Genomic DNA, 15,715 nt, shown 5'->3' with positions numbered 1-15,715 from the left:
GGCCTCAGTCGGCCAACGGAAGGTAGATCCGGCCCCCCGAGGACCTGAACTCCTCAGCCTTGGCCCGCATCCCCACCTCCACCTCCACCTCTGCCTCCACCGCACTGTCGCCACCGGCGGGCGCCGTCCCGTCGCCGAAGCTCTCCCTGATGCCGTGCGAGATCTTCATCGAGCAGAACTTCGGACCGCACATCGAGCAGAAGTGCGCCGTCTTGGCGGGTTCCGCCGGGAGGGTCTCGTCGTGGAAGGCGCGGGCCGTCTCGGGGTCCAGGGCCAGGTTGAACTGGTCCTCCCAGCGGAACTCGAAGCGGGCGTCGGAGAGGGCGTCGTCCCAGGCCTGGGCGCCGGGGTGGCCCTTGGCGAGGTCGGCGGCGTGAGCGGCGATCTTGTAGGTGATCACGCCGGTCTTGACGTCGTCGCGGTCCGGCAGGCCGAGGTGCTCCTTGGGGGTGACGTAGCAGAGCATCGCGGTGCCCCAGGAGGCGATCATCGCGGCGCCGATGCCCGAGGTGATGTGGTCGTAGCCGGGCGCGACGTCCGTGGTCAGCGGGCCGAGGGTGTAGAAGGGCGCCTCGTCGCAGAGCTCCTTCTGCAGGTCCATGTTCTCCCGGATCCGGTGCATCGGGACGTGCCCCGGCCCCTCGATCATCACCTGGACGTCCCGGGACCGCGCGATCCGTCCCAGCTCGCCGAGGGTCGTCAACTCCGCGAACTGGGCCTCGTCGTTGGCGTCGGAGATCGAGCCCGGGCGCAGCCCGTCCCCCAGCGAGAAGGTCACGTCGTAGGCCCGGAGGATGTCGCAGAGCTCCTCGAAGTGCGTGTGGAGGAAGTTCTCCTGATGGTGCGCCAGGCACCAGGCCGCCATGATCGAGCCGCCCCGGGAGACGATCCCGGTCCTGCGCCCGGCCGTCAGCGGGACGTAGCGCAGCAGCACGCCGGCGTGCACGGTCATGTAGTCGACGCCCTGCTCGCACTGCTCGACGACGGTGTCCCGGTAGACCTCCCAACTCAGCTCCTCGGCCCGGCCGTCCACCTTCTCCAGGGCCTGGTAGAGCGGCACCGTGCCGATCGGCACCGGGGAGTTGCGCAGGATCCACTCCCGGGTGGTGTGGATGTTGCGCCCGGTGGAGAGGTCCATGACGGTGTCGGCGCCCCAGCGGGTGGCCCAGGACATCTTCTCCACCTCCTCCTCGATCGAGGAGGTGACGGCCGAGTTGCCGATATTGGCGTTGATCTTCACCAGGAAGCGGCTGCCGATCAGCATCGGCTCGACCTCGGGGTGGTTGACGTTGGCCGGCAGGACGGCCCGGCCGGCCGCGATCTCCTCGCGGACCAGCTCCGGCTCCATCCCCTCCCGCAGCGCCGCGAACTCCATCTCGGCGGTGACCTCGCCCCGCCGGGCGTAGCCGAGCTGGGTCACCGCCGCGCCCGCGCAGGCCCGCCGGGGCCGGCGCGGCCTGCCGGGGAACACCGCGTCAAGGTTGGCCAGACCCAGGCCGCCACGCGGCGCGGTGTGCTTCAGGCCGTCGTCCTCCGGACGCGGCTCGCGGCCGTGGTAGTCCTCGGTGTCGCCGCGCTGGCCGATCCAGCCGTCCCGCAGCGGCGGCAGCCCGCGCCGGACGTCGGGCTCGAACGCCGGGTCGGTGTACGGCCCCGAGGTGTCGTACAGCGGGACGGTACGGCCGTTGCCCAGCCGCACCTCCCGGTAGGGAACGCGCAGGTCGGGGCGCGATCCCTGGTGGTACGCCTTGGTCCAGGCGGGGGTGGGGTAGCCGGTCCCGGTGCTGGACGGGCTCTGGACGGCGTGCTGCTGGGCAGCATGCTGCTGTGCGTCGTGCGTGCTGGTCATCAGACCCACTTCTCCCTACGCCGGCATTACCCGGTCAGGTTCCTGCGGTCGGCGCAAGCAGCTGCCGTACGAACTCCGCGTACGGCGGTCAGCGCCCTCTCAGCCCGGTGCTCCGAGCTCCCGCGTCTGCAATCTAGACGCGCTCACCGTAGCGACCGCGACTCGCTGTGCGCCAGGGGGCCTCCGTCCTGCCGGCTCTCACCTGCTTCCGGTACGGTGCACTGCCGCAGCGCATCCGGAAGGGACTGTTCCCGTGGCCGACCACCCGCACGAGCACGAGCACAGCCCCTCCGTGAAGGGGGCCTCGGTGAACGGGCCCTCCTTCCAGGGGCACGGCCACAGCCACGACCACGGTCCGGCCACCCCCGCCTCCCGCCGGCTGCGGGCGGTCATCGCCGCCGTGCTGATCCCCTTCGCGGTGGCCGTGGTCGCCGGGATGGTGCTGATGTGGCCGGGCAGGCTGCCCGCGCACGCGTCCACCGGGCTGGGGTTCGACCAGCCCACGGTGAGCGGCAGGGTCACCGCGACCAAGGCGGCGCCCTGCGACGCGGGAGCCGCGTCCACCGCATCGGCGACGTCCGCGACCGCGGACGCCTGCTCGCTGGTCAGCGTGGCCATCACCAGCGGCAAGGACTCCGGCAGGACCGTCCAGCTGACGCTCACCCCGGACCAGACCGCCGTCTACAGCGCGGGGGAGAAGGTGGTCCTGGACTACTCCCCGACCGCCCCGGCGGCACTGCAGTACACCATCGGCGACGCCGACCGCTCGATGCCGATGGCGATCCTGGCCGGGATCTTCGCCCTGGCCGTGGTCCTGGTCGGACGGCTGCGCGGACTCGCCGCCCTGGTCGCGCTGGGGATCAGCTTCGCCGTGCTCTCGCAGTTCGTGCTGCCGGCCATCCTCAAGGGCGAGGACCCGCTGCGGGTCGCCGTCGTCGGCGGCGGCGCGATCATGCTGATGGCGCTCTACCTGTGCCACGGCCTGTCCGCGCGCACCTCGGTCGCGGTCATCGGGACGATGGTGTCGCTGGCCCTGATCGGCGTGCTGGGCGAGGTCTTCATCGGGCTGACCCATCTCACCGGGAACACCTCGGACGAGACCGCCCTGGTCCACTCCCTCTTCACCGGGATCAAGCTCCCCGGGCTGCTGCTGGCCGGCGTCATCATCGGATCCCTGGGTGTGCTCAACGATGTGACGGTCACTCAGGCCTCCTCGGTCTGGGAGCTGCGCGCGGCCGACCCGACCATGGGCGCCCGGGCGCTGTACCGGTCCGGTATCCGGATCGGCCGCGACCACATCGCCTCCACGGTGAACACCCTGGTGATGGCCTACGCCGGAGCCGCGCTGCCGCTGATGCTGCTGTTCACCATCGCCAACCGGGGTGTCTGGACCGTCGCCACCAGCGAGATCGTCGCCGAGGAGGTGGTCAGGACGCTGGTCGGCAGCATCGGCCTGATCGCCTCGGTGCCGCTGACCACCTTCCTCGCCGCGCTGGTGGCCAGCCACAACGGCCGCCCCGCGGCGGCGCCGGCCTCGATCCCGGCCCAGGCCCGGACAACGGCCGCAGCCATGGCCACGACCGCGAGTGCGACCGAGGCGGGAACGGCCGGCCGGCACCGCCACCGCCGCTAGCACCACCGCTGTCAGCGCCAGGGCCCCGTACCGGATTCCGGTACGGGGCCCTGGTGAACAGAGGTCAGGTCGGCGTCAGCGCGACGCCCGCTTCACCAGGATGACGACCACGGCTCCCAGCGCGACCACGAACAGCACCTTGATGATCCAGCCGAAGAGGAAGCCGATCACCCCGAAGATCGCGCCCACCACCGCGGAAGCCACCCACAGCGCCACGATCAGTACGATCACCGGAACCACGATGTTGCGCATCCAGCCAGGGAGCGTCTTCCAGATCTCGTTCATGTTGTCCGTCCTCCCCCGCGGGGTCTGTCGTCCCGGGGCCTCGGGGCCACCGGCCCGACTGCTTCTTCCTGTTGACTCGATCGTAAGGCCGCAGCGGGCGCCGGTGGACGTTTCGCACCCCTGAGAGAACCCGGATAAGCCCCCTACCGCCGACCCCCGGGACGGTCGTCCGCAGGTCGGGGTCGCTTTCAGACCGGCCAGCCCTCACCGCGCCAGGCGGCGTCCCAGAACATCCACTCGTAGCGCGCGGTCGTCGCGAAGTGCCCCACGGCGCGCCGCCGTTCGAGCGGGGAGAGCTCGGCGCCGACCCGGTCGGTCAGTTCCAGCACCCTCCGGACCACGGCCTGGAACGACTCATCGCCGTAGCTCTCGATCCAGCGGGCGTAGAGGGGGTCGGGCGAGGAGGTGCGCAGCAGTGCCTCGCCCACCCTGGCGTAGATCCAGTAGCAGGGGAGCACCGCCGCCAGCCCCTCGGCGAAGGAGCCGCCGTAGACAGTGGCGAGCAGGTAGCTGGTGTAGGCGCGGGTGGTCGGCAGCACCTCGGCGTCGTCCACCGGGGCGCCGGGACCGTCCAGACCCAGGTCCTTCAAGAAGGCGGCGTGCATCTCCTGCTCGGCCGCGAGCGCGCCGACCGCGTCGTCGGCGAAGGCCCGCACGTCCGCCTCGGTCGGGGCCTTGGCGGCGCAGACCGCGAGCGCCCTGGCGTAGTCGCGCAGATAGTGCGAGTCCTGGACCACGAAGTGCCGGAAGGCCGCCCGGGGGAGGGTGCCGTCGGCGAGTCCGAGCAGGAAGGGGTGGTCCAGGACCGCCCGGTAGGTGGACTCGGCGGAGTGCCACAGCTCGTCGCTGAAGCGGTCGGAGCGGTCGGAGCGGTCGGAGCGCACGGGTTCCACGGCTCAGCTCTCCGGGGGCGAGAAGACGACGAGCACCCGCAGGTCCTCGCTGATGTGGTGGAAGCGGTGCGGCATGCCCGCGGGCACATAGGCGACACTGCCCCGACCCACGGTCGTGGTCTCGTCACCGACGGTGAGGTAGGCCCTGCCGCTGACCACCACGTAGACCTCGTCCTGCTTGTGCGGCTGCTGCGGGTCCTGCCCGCCCTGGTCCAGCGCGTACAGGCCGACGGACATTGTGCGCTCATTGAGAAAGCGCAGGTAGGCGCCCTGATTGGCGGCGCGTTCGGCGTCCAGGTCGTCCATCCGGAATACCTGCATCGGATTCCCCACTCCCAGCGGTCGGTTAGGCGTATTCAACCAGTCGGGGCGGTCACGTCCGCACTGCGTACCAGGTAGGTATCAGCCCGCAACACACGACCGCCAGGGCTTCCGCCGCGGCCCGGACTCCTGCGACGATCACCCCATGTTGCGCTTCGTAGTCAAGACTCTGATCAACGCGGCGGCCATCTGGGTCGCGACGGCGGTTGTCTCCGGCATCACCCTCACCTCGGGCGACTGGCAGCACAAGACGCTCACCGTCATTCTGGTGGCGCTGCTCTTCGGCGTGGTCAATTTCGTGATCAAGCCGATCGTAAAGCTGTTCTCGCTGCCGCTGTTCTTCCTCACGCTGGGGCTGATCACCTTCGTGATCAACGCCCTGATGCTCTGGCTGACCTCCTGGGCCTCCGGCAAGCTGAGCCTGGACTTCCACGTGGACGGCTTCGTGGCCGCCCTGCTCGGGTCGCTGATCATCAGCATCGTGGCCTGGGCCCTGCACATGGTCTTCCGCGACGAGGACTGACCGCCCGCCGGGACGCTCCCGCCGGGGTCAGCCCGCGCGGCGGGAGTGCCCGTGTCCGTTGAGGATGAGTTCCAGCGCCGCGTCCAGGTCGCTCACCGTCTGCTCGCCGCCCATCGGCAGCAGCCGGTCGGTGCGCCCGAGGAAGGCGATCAGCGGCAGCGCCGGCGAGTAGAGCACGGCCTCACCGGCAGGGGAGCGCAGCCGGATCCGGACGTCCTGGAAGTCGGGGTCGGGGCCCGGCACCGGCTCGACCACGATGTCGCCCTCACCGGTGCTGCGGCTGATCCCGTCCAGCAGCAGTTCGCGGGCGAAGACCCAGCGGACCGGCGGATCGCCGGGCAGGTGGAAGGTGAGCTCGACCGCGTAGGGGTCGGCGGCGTCGTAGCGCAGGCGGACGTCGACGTCGAAGGCGAGCTCGCTGGTGACCTGGAGGCTCATCACCAGCCGCCCGGTGCAGTGACTCCCCGAGTCCTGGCTCCGGGCGCTCTCGTCGTCCGCTGCGTGCATCGCTCAGCACCTCTCGTTCCCGGGGTCGCACGGACCCGCGCCTGGATGTGTCGTCGTCGTGCCGGATCCGCGCCGGGGCGCGGATCTCACACGGTGAGGGAGAACCGCTCCATCACCTGCCCCATCCGCACACTCAAACGCTCCGCGACGCCGGAAAGTCTCGGCCTTTCGGCGGTCTCCATATCCGGGTCCCCCCTGTCTCGCGGCATACCCGGACATACATATGCAATGGCAGTGCTCAACTACCGCATTGGTCCGGCTTCTTCACATCATGCACGCTTTCCTCCGCTTCTGCCTCGACCAAACGGCTGGTTCGTGCCCCCGCCGACCGGAGGGGGTCGACCCCGGGTTGTGCGGCTGTAATCGCGCGCGCCCTGTTTCACCAGCCGCCCCGCGCGGCACACTGCTGGGAACGGAACGCCGCACTGCCGCAATACCCGGAGGACTCCATGCCACGTCCGTTGGTCAAGCGAACCGCTCGCGCGATCCTGCTCGACGGTGACCTGCAGAGCCCCGAACTCGTCCTGATCAAGCGCACCAAGCCGGGTCGGCCGCCGTACTGGATCACCCCCGGCGGCTGTGTGGAACCCACCGACCCCACCGTCGTGGACGCCCTGCACCGGGAGCTCTCCGAGGAGCTCGGCGGCAAGGCCGGGAACGTGGTGCCGGCCTTCGTCGACACGGTGAGCACCGCCCTGCACGACACCGTGACCGACAGCGGCGCGGGAGCAGGCGGCCCGGGAGTCGGCGGCGCGGGCGACGGCGTCATGAACGACGAGGTCAAGGTCCAGCACTTCTTCGCCTGCCGGGTCGAGTCGATCGACCTCTCGCAGCGCCACGGCCCCGAGGTCGACGAGCCCAACGGCGAGTACGAGGTGGTCCGCCTCCCCTTCACCCGCGAGGGGGTGACCTCGGTGAACGTGGTGCCGCCGTCGCTGCGGGCGTACCTGGCGGCGAACATCGAGGGCATCACCGCACTGCTCGCGGACGACCTCGGCCCGCGGTAGCGGCGCCGGTCGTACCGGTCCGCCGGGTCATGCCGGGTCCGCCAGGTCGTGGTGGATCCGGGCGCCCTGCACCCCCTCCTCCCGCAGCACCGCGACGGTGCGCCGGATCATCGCCGGCGGCCCGCTCACGAACGCCTCGTACTCGTCCCACGGCCCGTAGCGGTCGACCACCGCCGGGAGCGATCCGGAGAAGCCCGCCCCCTCCGGCCGCCCCTCGGACACCGCGGTGCGCACCGCGAGCCAGGGGTGGCGCCGCGCCAGTGCCTCCAACTCCTCCCTGGCGTACAGCTCCTGCTCCCGCCGGGCGCCGTAGAACACCTCCACGGTGCGGGCCCGGCCGTGCTCGGCCACCGCCTCGACCATGGCGATCAGCGGGGCGATCCCGGTACCGCCGCCGATCAGCAGCAGTGGCGCGTCGCCGTCCAGGTCGACGTGCATGGTCCCGGACGCGGGTCCCAGCCTGAGCACGTCCCCCGGGTTGGTCCGGTGCACCAGGGCGTTGCTCACCCACCCCGCGGGCACTGCCTTGACGTGCAGCGTCACCAGCCCGTCGGCACGCGGGGCGGTGGCCGGCGAGTAGTGCCGCCACACCCGCGGCCACAGCGGCACCTCCAGGGTGGTGTACTGCCCGGCCAGGTACGGGTAGCGCTGGTCGGTGCGCAGGGTGACCACCGCGACCTCGCCGGCCCGGCGGTCGACGGCGACCACCTCGGCCTGCCAGGAGGCCGGCGCGACCCGGGCGTCGGCCTCGGCCGAGGCCATCATCACCTCGGAGACGGCCCGGTAGATCCGGCGCCAGGCCAGCTCGGTCTCCGGGTCCCAGTACCGCCCGCAGTAACGTTCCAGCGCTGTCAGCAGCGCCTCGCCGACCGGCCCGTAGTGCTCGTTGAGGACTCCGTACTTGCGGTGCCCCCTGGCCAGCCGGTCCAGGTACTCGGTCAGCGCGGCCGGGTTGTCGGCCGCCTGGCCAGCCGCCAGCAGCGCCCGGAACAGCCGGTCCCGCTGCAGGTCCATGGCGGCCGGGAAGAGCGCGCGCAGTTCCGGGTGGCGCAGGAACAGCACCGCGTAGAAGTGCGCGGTGGCCCGGTCGGCGACGGACTCCAGCACCCCGAGGCTGCGCCGTACCAGGGCGATGTCCGCGGCCGTCGGCCCGGCCTGGGCGGCGGCCGCCTGGGCCCGCCCGGCCAGCGGGAGCACCGCCACGGCTGCCTGGGGGACCAGCGGTGGCGGCGTCGAGGGCATCGGCGGGACCCCGGACCCGCCGGCCGGGCCGAACGTCCCCGCCGCCGAGAGGGCGGGGGCGGGCAGCACCGGCGCGGGCAGCACCGGGGAGGTGTAGGGCTGTTGCGCCGTGACACCCCAGGCCCGGGTCCAGGCGTCGCCCGGTCCCACCCAGTTGAGGCCGGGCGCGTCGGTGATGATCGGGGCGTAGGTGGGGCGAGCGGGCAGGTTGTCCACCACGCCCGTGGGCGGCGCGAGCGGCGCGACCGGCTCCGGCCCGGGTATCGCCTCCTCCGCGGTCGGCTCCTCCTGGCTCTCGGACGGCGGAGGGGGCGGCGGCGGGGGAGGGGCGGACAGTGGGGGCTGTGACTGTCCGGACGACGGCTTCGACTGCTTCGGCTGCCGAATACGCGGCAGGCCGTTTCGATTGAGAGCGCTTCCGATCGACACCTTTCGGTTTCTTCTCCCGTCGTATCAGCGCAGTCCGACAGCGACGATTCGTGCGGCGGCGGCGGGCAGACCTCCTGCCAACCGCAGCGTGGCATGAGCAAACAGCTCATCCCATAAATAGTGAGAAGAATGGGGCGCGCGGGACGCAAACGCGCTACCGTCCGCAGTTCCCACACGCCCCCCGAGGCGCCGCCCAGGTCCGAACCCGCGCCGGCCGGCCCGCCGTCAGTCCGCGCACCACTCCTCGAGCTCCTGCAGCAGCCGCCGCTTGGGACGGGCCCCCACCAGCGACTTCACCGGCTCACCCGCCTGGAAGACGATCAGCGTCGGCATCGAGAGCACCCCGTAGGCGGCCTGCGTCACCGGGTTGGCGTCGACGTCGAGGGTGACCACCTTCAGCCGGCCCCGCTGCTCCTCGGCGACATCCGCCAGAACCGGTGCCAGCATCCGGCACGGCGGGCACCAGTCCGCGGTGAAGTCCACCAGAACCGGAAATTCGGATTCCAGGACTTCGGACGCGAACGTCTCGTCCGTCACTTTCACCACATCGGTACTCGTGGTCATCTCAGTTCCCCTCCACCCATTCACTCGGCTTCACTTCGCACAACGGTTCGCCCGGGTGCTCCGCCGACGCCTCCACCTGCGCCCGCAGCAGCTGCCCCTGCACCTGTTCCCGCACCGCCTGCAACCGCTCCAGGCACTCGTCGATCTCCGCGAGCTTGCGCCGGTACACCTCCAGCGAGGCCGGGCAGGAATCCCCGGACGGATGCCCGGCGCGCAGGCAGTCGACGAACGGCCGGGTCTCCTCCAGCTCGAATCCGAAGTCCTGCAGCAGCCGGATCTGCCGCAGCAGCCGCAGGTCCTCCTCGCCGTAAGCGCGGTAGCCGTTCACCGCCCGCCTGGCCGGGAGCAGTCCGCGCGACTCGTAGTACCGCAGGGTGCGCGTCGTCGTCCCCGCGCGCTGCGCCAGCTCACCGATCCGCATGCCCTGCCCCGCCTTCCGCCGTGCCTCTGCACACGACGGTAGACCTTGACGCCGACGTCAAGGCCAGCACGGCTACTCGGCGGGATCCCCGTCGGCGGTGTCGGCCTCGGCGGCGTCGGCCTCCGCGGTGTTGGCCTCCGCGCTCAGTTCCAGCAGCACCGGCAGGGTCAGCTCGGCGTAGGTCTCGTTCATCGCCGACACCAGCGCCGCCGCGTCACGCGGATGCTCCGCCAGGCGCTCGTCGAACGCGCGCAGATAGTCCGCGGTGAAGTCCAGCACCCGTTGCGCGTCGTCGTCCTGGCCCGGGGCCCGGTGCCCGGCCACCACCCGGGCCGTGCCCAGGCCGCGCAGCACCTCCAGATTGGCCATCCAGTCGGCGCGCTCCCCGGGCGTGGTCTCCGCGGTCCAGAGGTGCGTCCCGTTGTAGACCAGGTCGCCGGCGATCAGCGCGTCGGCGCTCGGAACATGGACCACGCTGCTCGCCGAGCAGTCGCCCTGGCCCAGCGCCAGCACGTCCACCGCGGCCCCGTCCACCCGCAGCCGGTGGCCCGGCAGCGGTCCCGGCACCACCGGGAAGGAGGTGACGTCGTCGCCGAAGACCGGTTGCCACTGCGCCACCTTGGCCAGCCCGGTGGCGATGATGCCCTCGATCACCTCGGGCACCGCGTACACCGGGGTCCCCGGGAAGAGGCGGAGCACCTCGGCGGTGCCGAAGTAGTGGTCCGGATGCGGATGGCTGATCAGCACCGCCGTCAGCCGGCCGGTCCGCCCGGCGACCCACTCGGCCAGCTCCCGCCCGGCGCTCAGGGTCAGCTGGGTGTCGACGAGCAGCGCCTCGGTCGGACCGTGGACCAGCGCGGACGTGCTGAAGAACGCCGACTCGGGGCCGGTGAAGACCTCCACCTCGATCCCGGCCGCCCCGGCGCCGGCGTCCCCGGCTTCGCTGTCCGTCATCGCGCTACTCCTCCGCTGCGGGCGATCGTCCCCCCAGCCTGCGCGCATCGGGTGGACCCCGCCGCCTCCCCCGCGCGAACGGGTGAGCATATTCATGCACTTGCAAATATTGTCTACGCTTTCTATCGTTGAACGCGGCACTGTTGAGCACCAGCAACCGAGGACGACGACCGATGAGCAAGCTGTTCGAGCCGCTGACCCTGCGCGGAGTCACTCTTCCCAACCGGGCCTGGATGGCTCCCATGTGCCAGTACTCGGCCGCCTCCGAGGGCCCGGACACCGCCACCCCCAACGACTGGCACTTCCAGCACCTCGCCTCCCGCGCGGTCGGCGGCGCCGGGCTGATCCTCACCGAGGCCACCGCGGTCAGCCCCGAAGGCCGGATCAGCTCCGCCGACCTGGGCATCTGGAACGAGCACCAGCAGCAGGCCTTCCGGCGGATCACCGCCTTCGTCGAGGCGGCCGGCGCCGTCCCCGGCATCCAGCTGGCCCACGCCGGACGCAAGGCCTCGGTCAACGCCCCCTGGGTGGACCGGGGCAGCGCCGTCCCCGCCGACCGAGGCGGCTGGCAGACCCTCGGCCCCAGCCCGCTCCCCTTCGACTCCCACCCGGCACCGGCGGAACTGACGACCGACCAGATCGCGCTCGTGGTCCGGCAGTTCGCCGAGGCGGCCGAACGCGCCCTGGCCGCCGGGTTCAAGGTCGCCGAGGTGCACGGCGCCCACGGCTACCTGGTGCACGAGTTCCTCTCGCCCTACTCCAACACCCGCACCGACGGCTACGGCGGCTCGCTGGAGAACCGGATGCGCTTCGCACTGGAGGTGGTCGACGCCGTCCGCGCCGTCTGGCCCGAGGAACTGCCGCTGTTCTTCCGCAGCTCCGCCACCGACTGGCTGGAGGACACCGGCACTCCCGGCTGGACCGGCCAGGACACCGTCCGGCTGGCCAAGGAGCTGCAGGCGCACGGCGTGGACCTGCTCGACGCCTCGACCGGCGGCAACGTCCCGGACGCCGACATCCCGGTCGCGCCCGGCTACCAGGTCCCCTTCGCCACCGCCGTCCGCGAGCAGACCGGACTGCCGGTCGCCGCCGTCGGCCTGATCACCGACCCGCACCAGGCCGAGTCCGTCATCGCCTCCGGCCGCGCCGACGCCGTCCTGCTCGGCCGGCAACTGCTGCGCGACCCCTACTGGCCCCGGCACGCCGCCCGCGCCCTGGAGCACGAGCTGCCGAGCACCCCGCAGTACGCCCGCGCCTGACGCCGCCCCAGCTGACCCCGCCCCTCACAGCCCCCTCCAGCCCGCCGGGTCGACACCGCCAGGGGTCGGCCCGGCGATCGGGTAGGGCTCGCGGGTGAGCACCGTGGTGCCGAGGTCCAGATGGCTGACCGACCCGTCCGGGCCGCGGACGATCCGCAGGCTCTCGCCGTTCCAGTAGCCCTCCGTCGCGGTCCAGCTGCCGTCGGCCTCGGCGCGCAGCGGGATGCCGCGCAGCTGGCCGGTGACCGACGTCAGCTCCAGACCCCGCTCGGCCCGCAGCCGCAGCACATAGCCGGTCGGCCCCCAGTACCAGGGGCCGGTGAGGGCGAGCAGGTCCGGATCGACGGAGGGCAGCGGACGCCAGGGGTCGGGGATCCGGGGTTCGTGTTCGACGGTGATCCGCAGCAGGTCCGCGGCGAGGGTGCCGACTCCGCCGATCCCGGTGGTGGTGTTGGTCAGCACCACGGCCGCCAGTCGCTGCTCGGGCACGATCCACAGCGCCGCCAGGAACCCCGGCATGGAACCGGTGTGGCCCGCGTGGGCGAGCCCGTTCGCCTGCAGCAGCTGCATGCCGAGGCCGTACCCCTCACCGGCGTGGACCGCGCCGGTCGGCTGCCGCATCTCGCCGAGGGTCGCGGCGTCGAGCACCTTCCCGTCGCCCTCCGCGAGGAACCCGGCCCAGCGGCACAGGTCCCCCACCGTCGACCAGAGCTGGCCGGCCGGGGCCATCCGGCCGGTGTCCTCCAGCGGCTCCGGCAGCAGCACGTCCGCCCACGGATGCACCGCCCAGCCGCCGGCGTGCGGCGCCTCCGGCAGCACCGTGGTCCGCCCCATCCCCAGCGGTTCCAGCACCTCGCGCCGCAGCACCGCACCCCAGGACTCGCCGCGCAGCCGCTCCACCAACGCGCCCAGCAGCGCGTATCCGACGTTGGAGTAGTGGAACTCGCGCCCCGCGGGGTGCCGCGTCGACGGCTGCTGCACCACGTCCACCAGCCCGGGCCGCAGCGCGCCCGGTGTCCGCTCCCACCAGGGCCCGGCCGACTCCGTGGTCAACCCGGCGCTGTGCGACAGCAGTTGTCCGATCGTCGCCCGCCCGGCCGTGCCGAACTCCGCCTCGGACGCGGTCTCCGGCAGGTACTTCACCAGCCGGTCGTCCAGCTCCAGCAACCCCTCGTCACGCAGCCGCAGCACCAGCACGGCGGTGAACGTCTTGGTGATCGACCCGATCCTGAACTGCACATCGGGATCGGGCTCGTGCCCCTCCACGCAGCTCCGCGCCCCGTCCCACACCCGCCGCCCCTCGCGCACCACCGCCGCGACCAACGACGGCGCCCGCCCCTCGCTCTGGGCCACCGCGATGCGGTGCAGCAGGGCACGTCGGGTGGCGGGCAGCAGGTCGGCGAAGCTCTCCGGAGAATCCATGCGGCGACGGTAACCCCGGGTTCCACGGACAGGCCAACCCATATCGCGGCGCACCGTCCGGGCCCGTCCGATTCGTTCAAGACCGCTGGGGTTCCCGGCGCCTAGCGTGGACGCATGACTCCTCGACTCGACCTCATCAGCATCGTCACCGCCGACATGGCGGCCGCGCTCGCCTTCTACCGGCGCCTGGGCCTCGACATCCCGCTCGGGGTCGAGGACGAACCGCATGTGGAGACCACCCTGCCCGGCGGGTTCCGGGTCGCCTGGGACACCGTCGCGACCGTACGCAGCCTCGACCCCGGGTGGACGCCGCCGCAGGGCGGCCACCCCAGTGCGCTGGCCTTCCGGTGCGAGGACCCCGCCGAGGTCGACAAGGTGTACGCGGAGCTCACCGCTGCCGGCTACCGCTCGCACCGGGAACCCTGGGACGCCTTCTGGGGCCAGCGCTACGCGGTCGTCCTCGATCCGGACGGCAACCCCACCGACCTCTTCGCCCCGCTGCCCTCCTGACCGACGCCGGGCCGGCTGCTGCGCTCACCCGTCCGCCGCCGGCCTCCCCAGCAGTTCCCGCAGCGGCACGCCGGCCAGCGCCCGCACCTCCCGGGCCAGGTGCGGCTGGTCGGCGTAGCCCACGTCCGCCGCGACCAGCGCGAACGGCGCGCCGCCGCGCGCCGCCGCCAGGGCCCGGTCCAACCGCAGCACCCGGTCCAGCACCTTGGGCCCGTACCCGAAGACCTCCAGGCAGCGCCGGCGCAACTGACGCTCGCTCAGGCCCAGTTCGTCCGCAAGCAGGGCCACCCGCACCCCGCGCCGCAGGCCGTCCAGCACCCCGGAGCGGACCCGGTCCCGGTCCGGATCCGGTTCGACCCCGGACCGCCGCGCCGCGGCGACGGCCTCCAGCTCCGCTCCCGGATCCGCTGCGGCCCCCACCCGCTCGGTCAGCTCCCGGACCATCCGGTCCGGCCACAGGCCGTCCAGCGCGACCCTGAGGTCCCGCAGCTCCCAGGCCGGCACCCCGAGCACCGAAGCCGCCGTCCCCGGCGCGAAGCGCAGGCCGGTGATGCTGTCCCCGGCCCTGCTCTCCCCCACCTGCGCCACCGTGTCCGGACCCGCGACGACCAGCGCCCCGTCCATCCAGATCAGGTCCATGCAGCCGTCCGGCAGCACCCGGAACCGCTCGGCGACCGGCCCGGTACGGCGCGTCCACAGCACCGCGCCCGGCACCGCCACCGCCGCCCGCTCCTGGTACATGCCCCCAGTATCGCGTCGGGGCCGTACCGACGCCCGGAGTCCATCAGGCTGTCCCGGGCTCCGTCACGAGCCCAGGATTCCCGGTCCTAGGTAAAGCGCTCCGCTCGTCGCCGCGGCGGTCCCGTGGAAGTGTCTTCCTGAGGGCGGAACCGCCGCCCGCACGCACTCTCCACCGCTCCAGGACGAAGGCGATCACGATGTCCGACCTCACCCTCCCCACCACCGCCAAGGCCGTCACCTTCTCCGCGTACGGCGAGCCCGACGAACTGCGGCTCACGGACACCGCCGTCCCTCAGCCCGGCCCCGGACAGGTCCTGCTCCGGGTCTCCGCCGCGGCCGTGAACGCCCTCGACTGGAAGCTCCGACGCGGTTTCATGCAAGGGATCTTCCCGGTCACCTTCCCGCACGTACCCGGCCTGGAGGCGGCCGGAACGGTGGTCGCCCTCGGCCCAGGCGTCGACTCCTGGCAGCTCGGCGACGAGGTGCTCGGCCTGGCACTCGCGGCCTACGCCGAGTACGCCGTCGCCGACGCCGCCACCCTGGCCGCCCGACCCGCCGACCTCCCGGTGGAGACGGCAGGAGGACTGCCGGTCGTCGCCGACACCGCCGTGCGGGGCCTGCGGCTGCTGAACCTGAAGCCGGGGGAGACCCTGCTGATCCACGGAGCCGCCGGTGCGGTCGGCACCCTGGCCGTCCAGTTCGCGGTCGAGGACGGCGTCCGGGTGATCGGCACGGCGGGGGAGCGGGACCAGCAGGCGCTGCGCGAACTCGGCGCCACCCCGGTGCTCTACGGGGACGGCGTCATCGACCGGGTCCGCGCGGCCGCGGCCGGCGAACCCGTGGTCGCGGTGCTGCACACCAGCGGCGACGGCGTCCTGGCCGACTCGGTGGCGCTGGTGGGCGGCCCGGACCGGGTGGTCACCATCGCCGCCGCCCAGGAGGCGGGGCCGCTCGGGGTCACCTTCACCAGCGGCGGCACCACCGAAACCGCCGTCGAGGGCCTGAGCCGGGCACTCTCCCTGCACGCGGCGGGCACCCTGTCGGCCCCGGTCCGCACCACCCTCCCGCTGGCGGACGCGGCCGCCGCCCAGCGGCTCAGCGAGCAGGGCGGCGGCCGCGGCAAGATCGTGCTGCTGCCCTGACCCCGATCCGGCC

The 15,715-nt window shown here is 72.4% G+C and carries 17 protein-coding genes; 6 read left to right on the top strand and 11 right to left on the bottom strand.

Annotated features, from left to right (window positions below; genetic code table 11):
• Positions 1-4: 4 nt before the first annotated feature.
• Positions 5-1,849, bottom strand: a complete 1,845-nt coding sequence (thiC, locus tag IF29_RS0115995; RefSeq protein WP_030254798.1) for a phosphomethylpyrimidine synthase ThiC — start codon at positions 1,847-1,849, stop codon at positions 5-7.
• 253 nt (positions 1,850-2,102) lie between these two features.
• Here thiC and IF29_RS0115990 point away from each other — a divergent pair, with 253 nt between their 5' ends.
• A complete protein-coding gene (locus IF29_RS0115990) occupies positions 2,103-3,482 on the top strand; it encodes a YibE/F family protein (RefSeq protein ID WP_051725376.1) in 1,380 nt (459 codons plus the stop codon).
• Between the two features lie 75 nt (positions 3,483-3,557).
• On the opposite strand, the gene IF29_RS42030 is transcribed toward IF29_RS0115990, so the two are convergent.
• From IF29_RS42030 to IF29_RS0115975, 3 genes are all read right to left on the bottom strand, one after another.
• Positions 3,558-3,767 (bottom strand): hypothetical protein, encoded by a 210-nt coding sequence (locus tag IF29_RS42030; RefSeq protein WP_037595365.1) that lies wholly within the window; start codon positions 3,765-3,767, stop codon positions 3,558-3,560.
• Positions 3,768-3,955: 188 nt separating this feature from the next.
• Positions 3,956-4,660, bottom strand: a complete 705-nt coding sequence (tenA, locus tag IF29_RS0115980; RefSeq protein ID WP_232242167.1) for a thiaminase II — start codon at positions 4,658-4,660, stop codon at positions 3,956-3,958.
• A 3-nt stretch (positions 4,661-4,663) separates the two neighbouring features.
• Entirely contained in the window at positions 4,664-4,981 is a 318-nt protein-coding gene (locus tag IF29_RS0115975; protein ID WP_030254792.1) for a cupin domain-containing protein, read from the bottom strand.
• A 145-nt stretch (positions 4,982-5,126) separates the two neighbouring features.
• Between IF29_RS0115975 and IF29_RS0115970 the strand changes: the two genes are divergently transcribed.
• Positions 5,127-5,504 (top strand): phage holin family protein, encoded by a 378-nt coding sequence (locus tag IF29_RS0115970; protein ID WP_030254789.1) that lies wholly within the window; start codon positions 5,127-5,129, stop codon positions 5,502-5,504.
• 27 nt (positions 5,505-5,531) lie between these two features.
• On the opposite strand, the gene IF29_RS0115965 is transcribed toward IF29_RS0115970, so the two are convergent.
• The gene (locus IF29_RS0115965; protein WP_030254787.1) at positions 5,532-5,942 is read right to left on the bottom strand and encodes an SsgA family sporulation/cell division regulator; all 411 of its coding nucleotides are present in this window, start codon (positions 5,940-5,942) and stop codon (positions 5,532-5,534) included.
• Positions 5,943-6,460: 518 nt separating this feature from the next.
• On the opposite strand from IF29_RS0115965, the gene IF29_RS0115955 reads away from it, so the two are divergent.
• Positions 6,461-7,018 carry an NUDIX domain-containing protein gene (locus IF29_RS0115955; RefSeq protein ID WP_030254785.1) on the top strand — a complete coding sequence of 186 codons (558 nt, stop codon included), beginning with the start codon at positions 6,461-6,463 and terminating at the stop codon, positions 7,016-7,018.
• A gap of 27 nt (positions 7,019-7,045) precedes the next feature.
• Here IF29_RS0115955 and IF29_RS0115950 read toward each other — a convergent pair whose 3' ends face one another.
• The 4 genes from IF29_RS0115950 to IF29_RS0115935 all read right to left on the bottom strand — a co-directional run bounded on the left by IF29_RS0115950 (position 7,046) and on the right by IF29_RS0115935 (position 10,628).
• The gene (locus IF29_RS0115950; protein WP_232242166.1) at positions 7,046-8,479 is read right to left on the bottom strand and encodes a globin domain-containing protein; all 1,434 of its coding nucleotides are present in this window, start codon (positions 8,477-8,479) and stop codon (positions 7,046-7,048) included.
• Between the two features lie 435 nt (positions 8,480-8,914).
• Positions 8,915-9,253 (bottom strand): thioredoxin, encoded by a 339-nt coding sequence (gene trxA, locus IF29_RS0115945; RefSeq protein WP_030254779.1) that lies wholly within the window; start codon positions 9,251-9,253, stop codon positions 8,915-8,917.
• A gap of 1 nt (position 9,254) precedes the next feature.
• Complete coding sequence (locus IF29_RS0115940; protein WP_030254776.1) at positions 9,255-9,674, bottom strand: MerR family transcriptional regulator; 420 nt, start codon at positions 9,672-9,674, stop codon at positions 9,255-9,257.
• Between the two features lie 72 nt (positions 9,675-9,746).
• On the bottom strand, positions 9,747-10,628 hold the full coding sequence (locus tag IF29_RS0115935) for an MBL fold metallo-hydrolase (RefSeq protein ID WP_030254774.1): 882 nt from the start codon (positions 10,626-10,628) through the stop codon (positions 9,747-9,749).
• Positions 10,629-10,801: 173 nt separating this feature from the next.
• On the opposite strand from IF29_RS0115935, the gene IF29_RS0115930 reads away from it, so the two are divergent.
• The gene (locus tag IF29_RS0115930) at positions 10,802-11,887 is read left to right on the top strand and encodes an NADH:flavin oxidoreductase/NADH oxidase (RefSeq protein WP_030254772.1); all 1,086 of its coding nucleotides are present in this window, start codon (positions 10,802-10,804) and stop codon (positions 11,885-11,887) included.
• Positions 11,888-11,911: 24 nt separating this feature from the next.
• Here IF29_RS0115930 and IF29_RS0115925 read toward each other — a convergent pair whose 3' ends face one another.
• Positions 11,912-13,309: a serine hydrolase domain-containing protein gene (locus IF29_RS0115925; protein WP_030254770.1), complete on the bottom strand. Its 1,398-nt coding sequence runs from the start codon at positions 13,307-13,309 to the stop codon at positions 11,912-11,914.
• A 114-nt stretch (positions 13,310-13,423) separates the two neighbouring features.
• Here IF29_RS0115925 and IF29_RS0115920 point away from each other — a divergent pair, with 114 nt between their 5' ends.
• A complete protein-coding gene (locus IF29_RS0115920) occupies positions 13,424-13,819 on the top strand; it encodes a VOC family protein (protein WP_030254768.1) in 396 nt (131 codons plus the stop codon).
• A gap of 24 nt (positions 13,820-13,843) precedes the next feature.
• On the opposite strand, the gene IF29_RS0115915 is transcribed toward IF29_RS0115920, so the two are convergent.
• Positions 13,844-14,560 (bottom strand): helix-turn-helix domain-containing protein, encoded by a 717-nt coding sequence (locus IF29_RS0115915; RefSeq protein ID WP_030254767.1) that lies wholly within the window; start codon positions 14,558-14,560, stop codon positions 13,844-13,846.
• 197 nt (positions 14,561-14,757) lie between these two features.
• Here IF29_RS0115915 and IF29_RS0115910 point away from each other — a divergent pair, with 197 nt between their 5' ends.
• Complete coding sequence (locus tag IF29_RS0115910) at positions 14,758-15,702, top strand: NADP-dependent oxidoreductase (protein ID WP_030254765.1); 945 nt, start codon at positions 14,758-14,760, stop codon at positions 15,700-15,702.
• The last annotated feature ends 13 nt before the right edge of the window (positions 15,703-15,715 follow it).

Origin of the sequence: Streptacidiphilus jeojiense (genome assembly GCF_000719095.1) — a bacterium.
Taxonomy (GTDB): Bacteria; Actinomycetota; Actinomycetes; order Streptomycetales; family Streptomycetaceae; genus Streptacidiphilus; species Streptacidiphilus jeojiensis.
The sequence above is the reverse complement of the archived record's forward strand: the minus strand, read 5'-3'. Positions and strand labels throughout refer to the sequence as shown.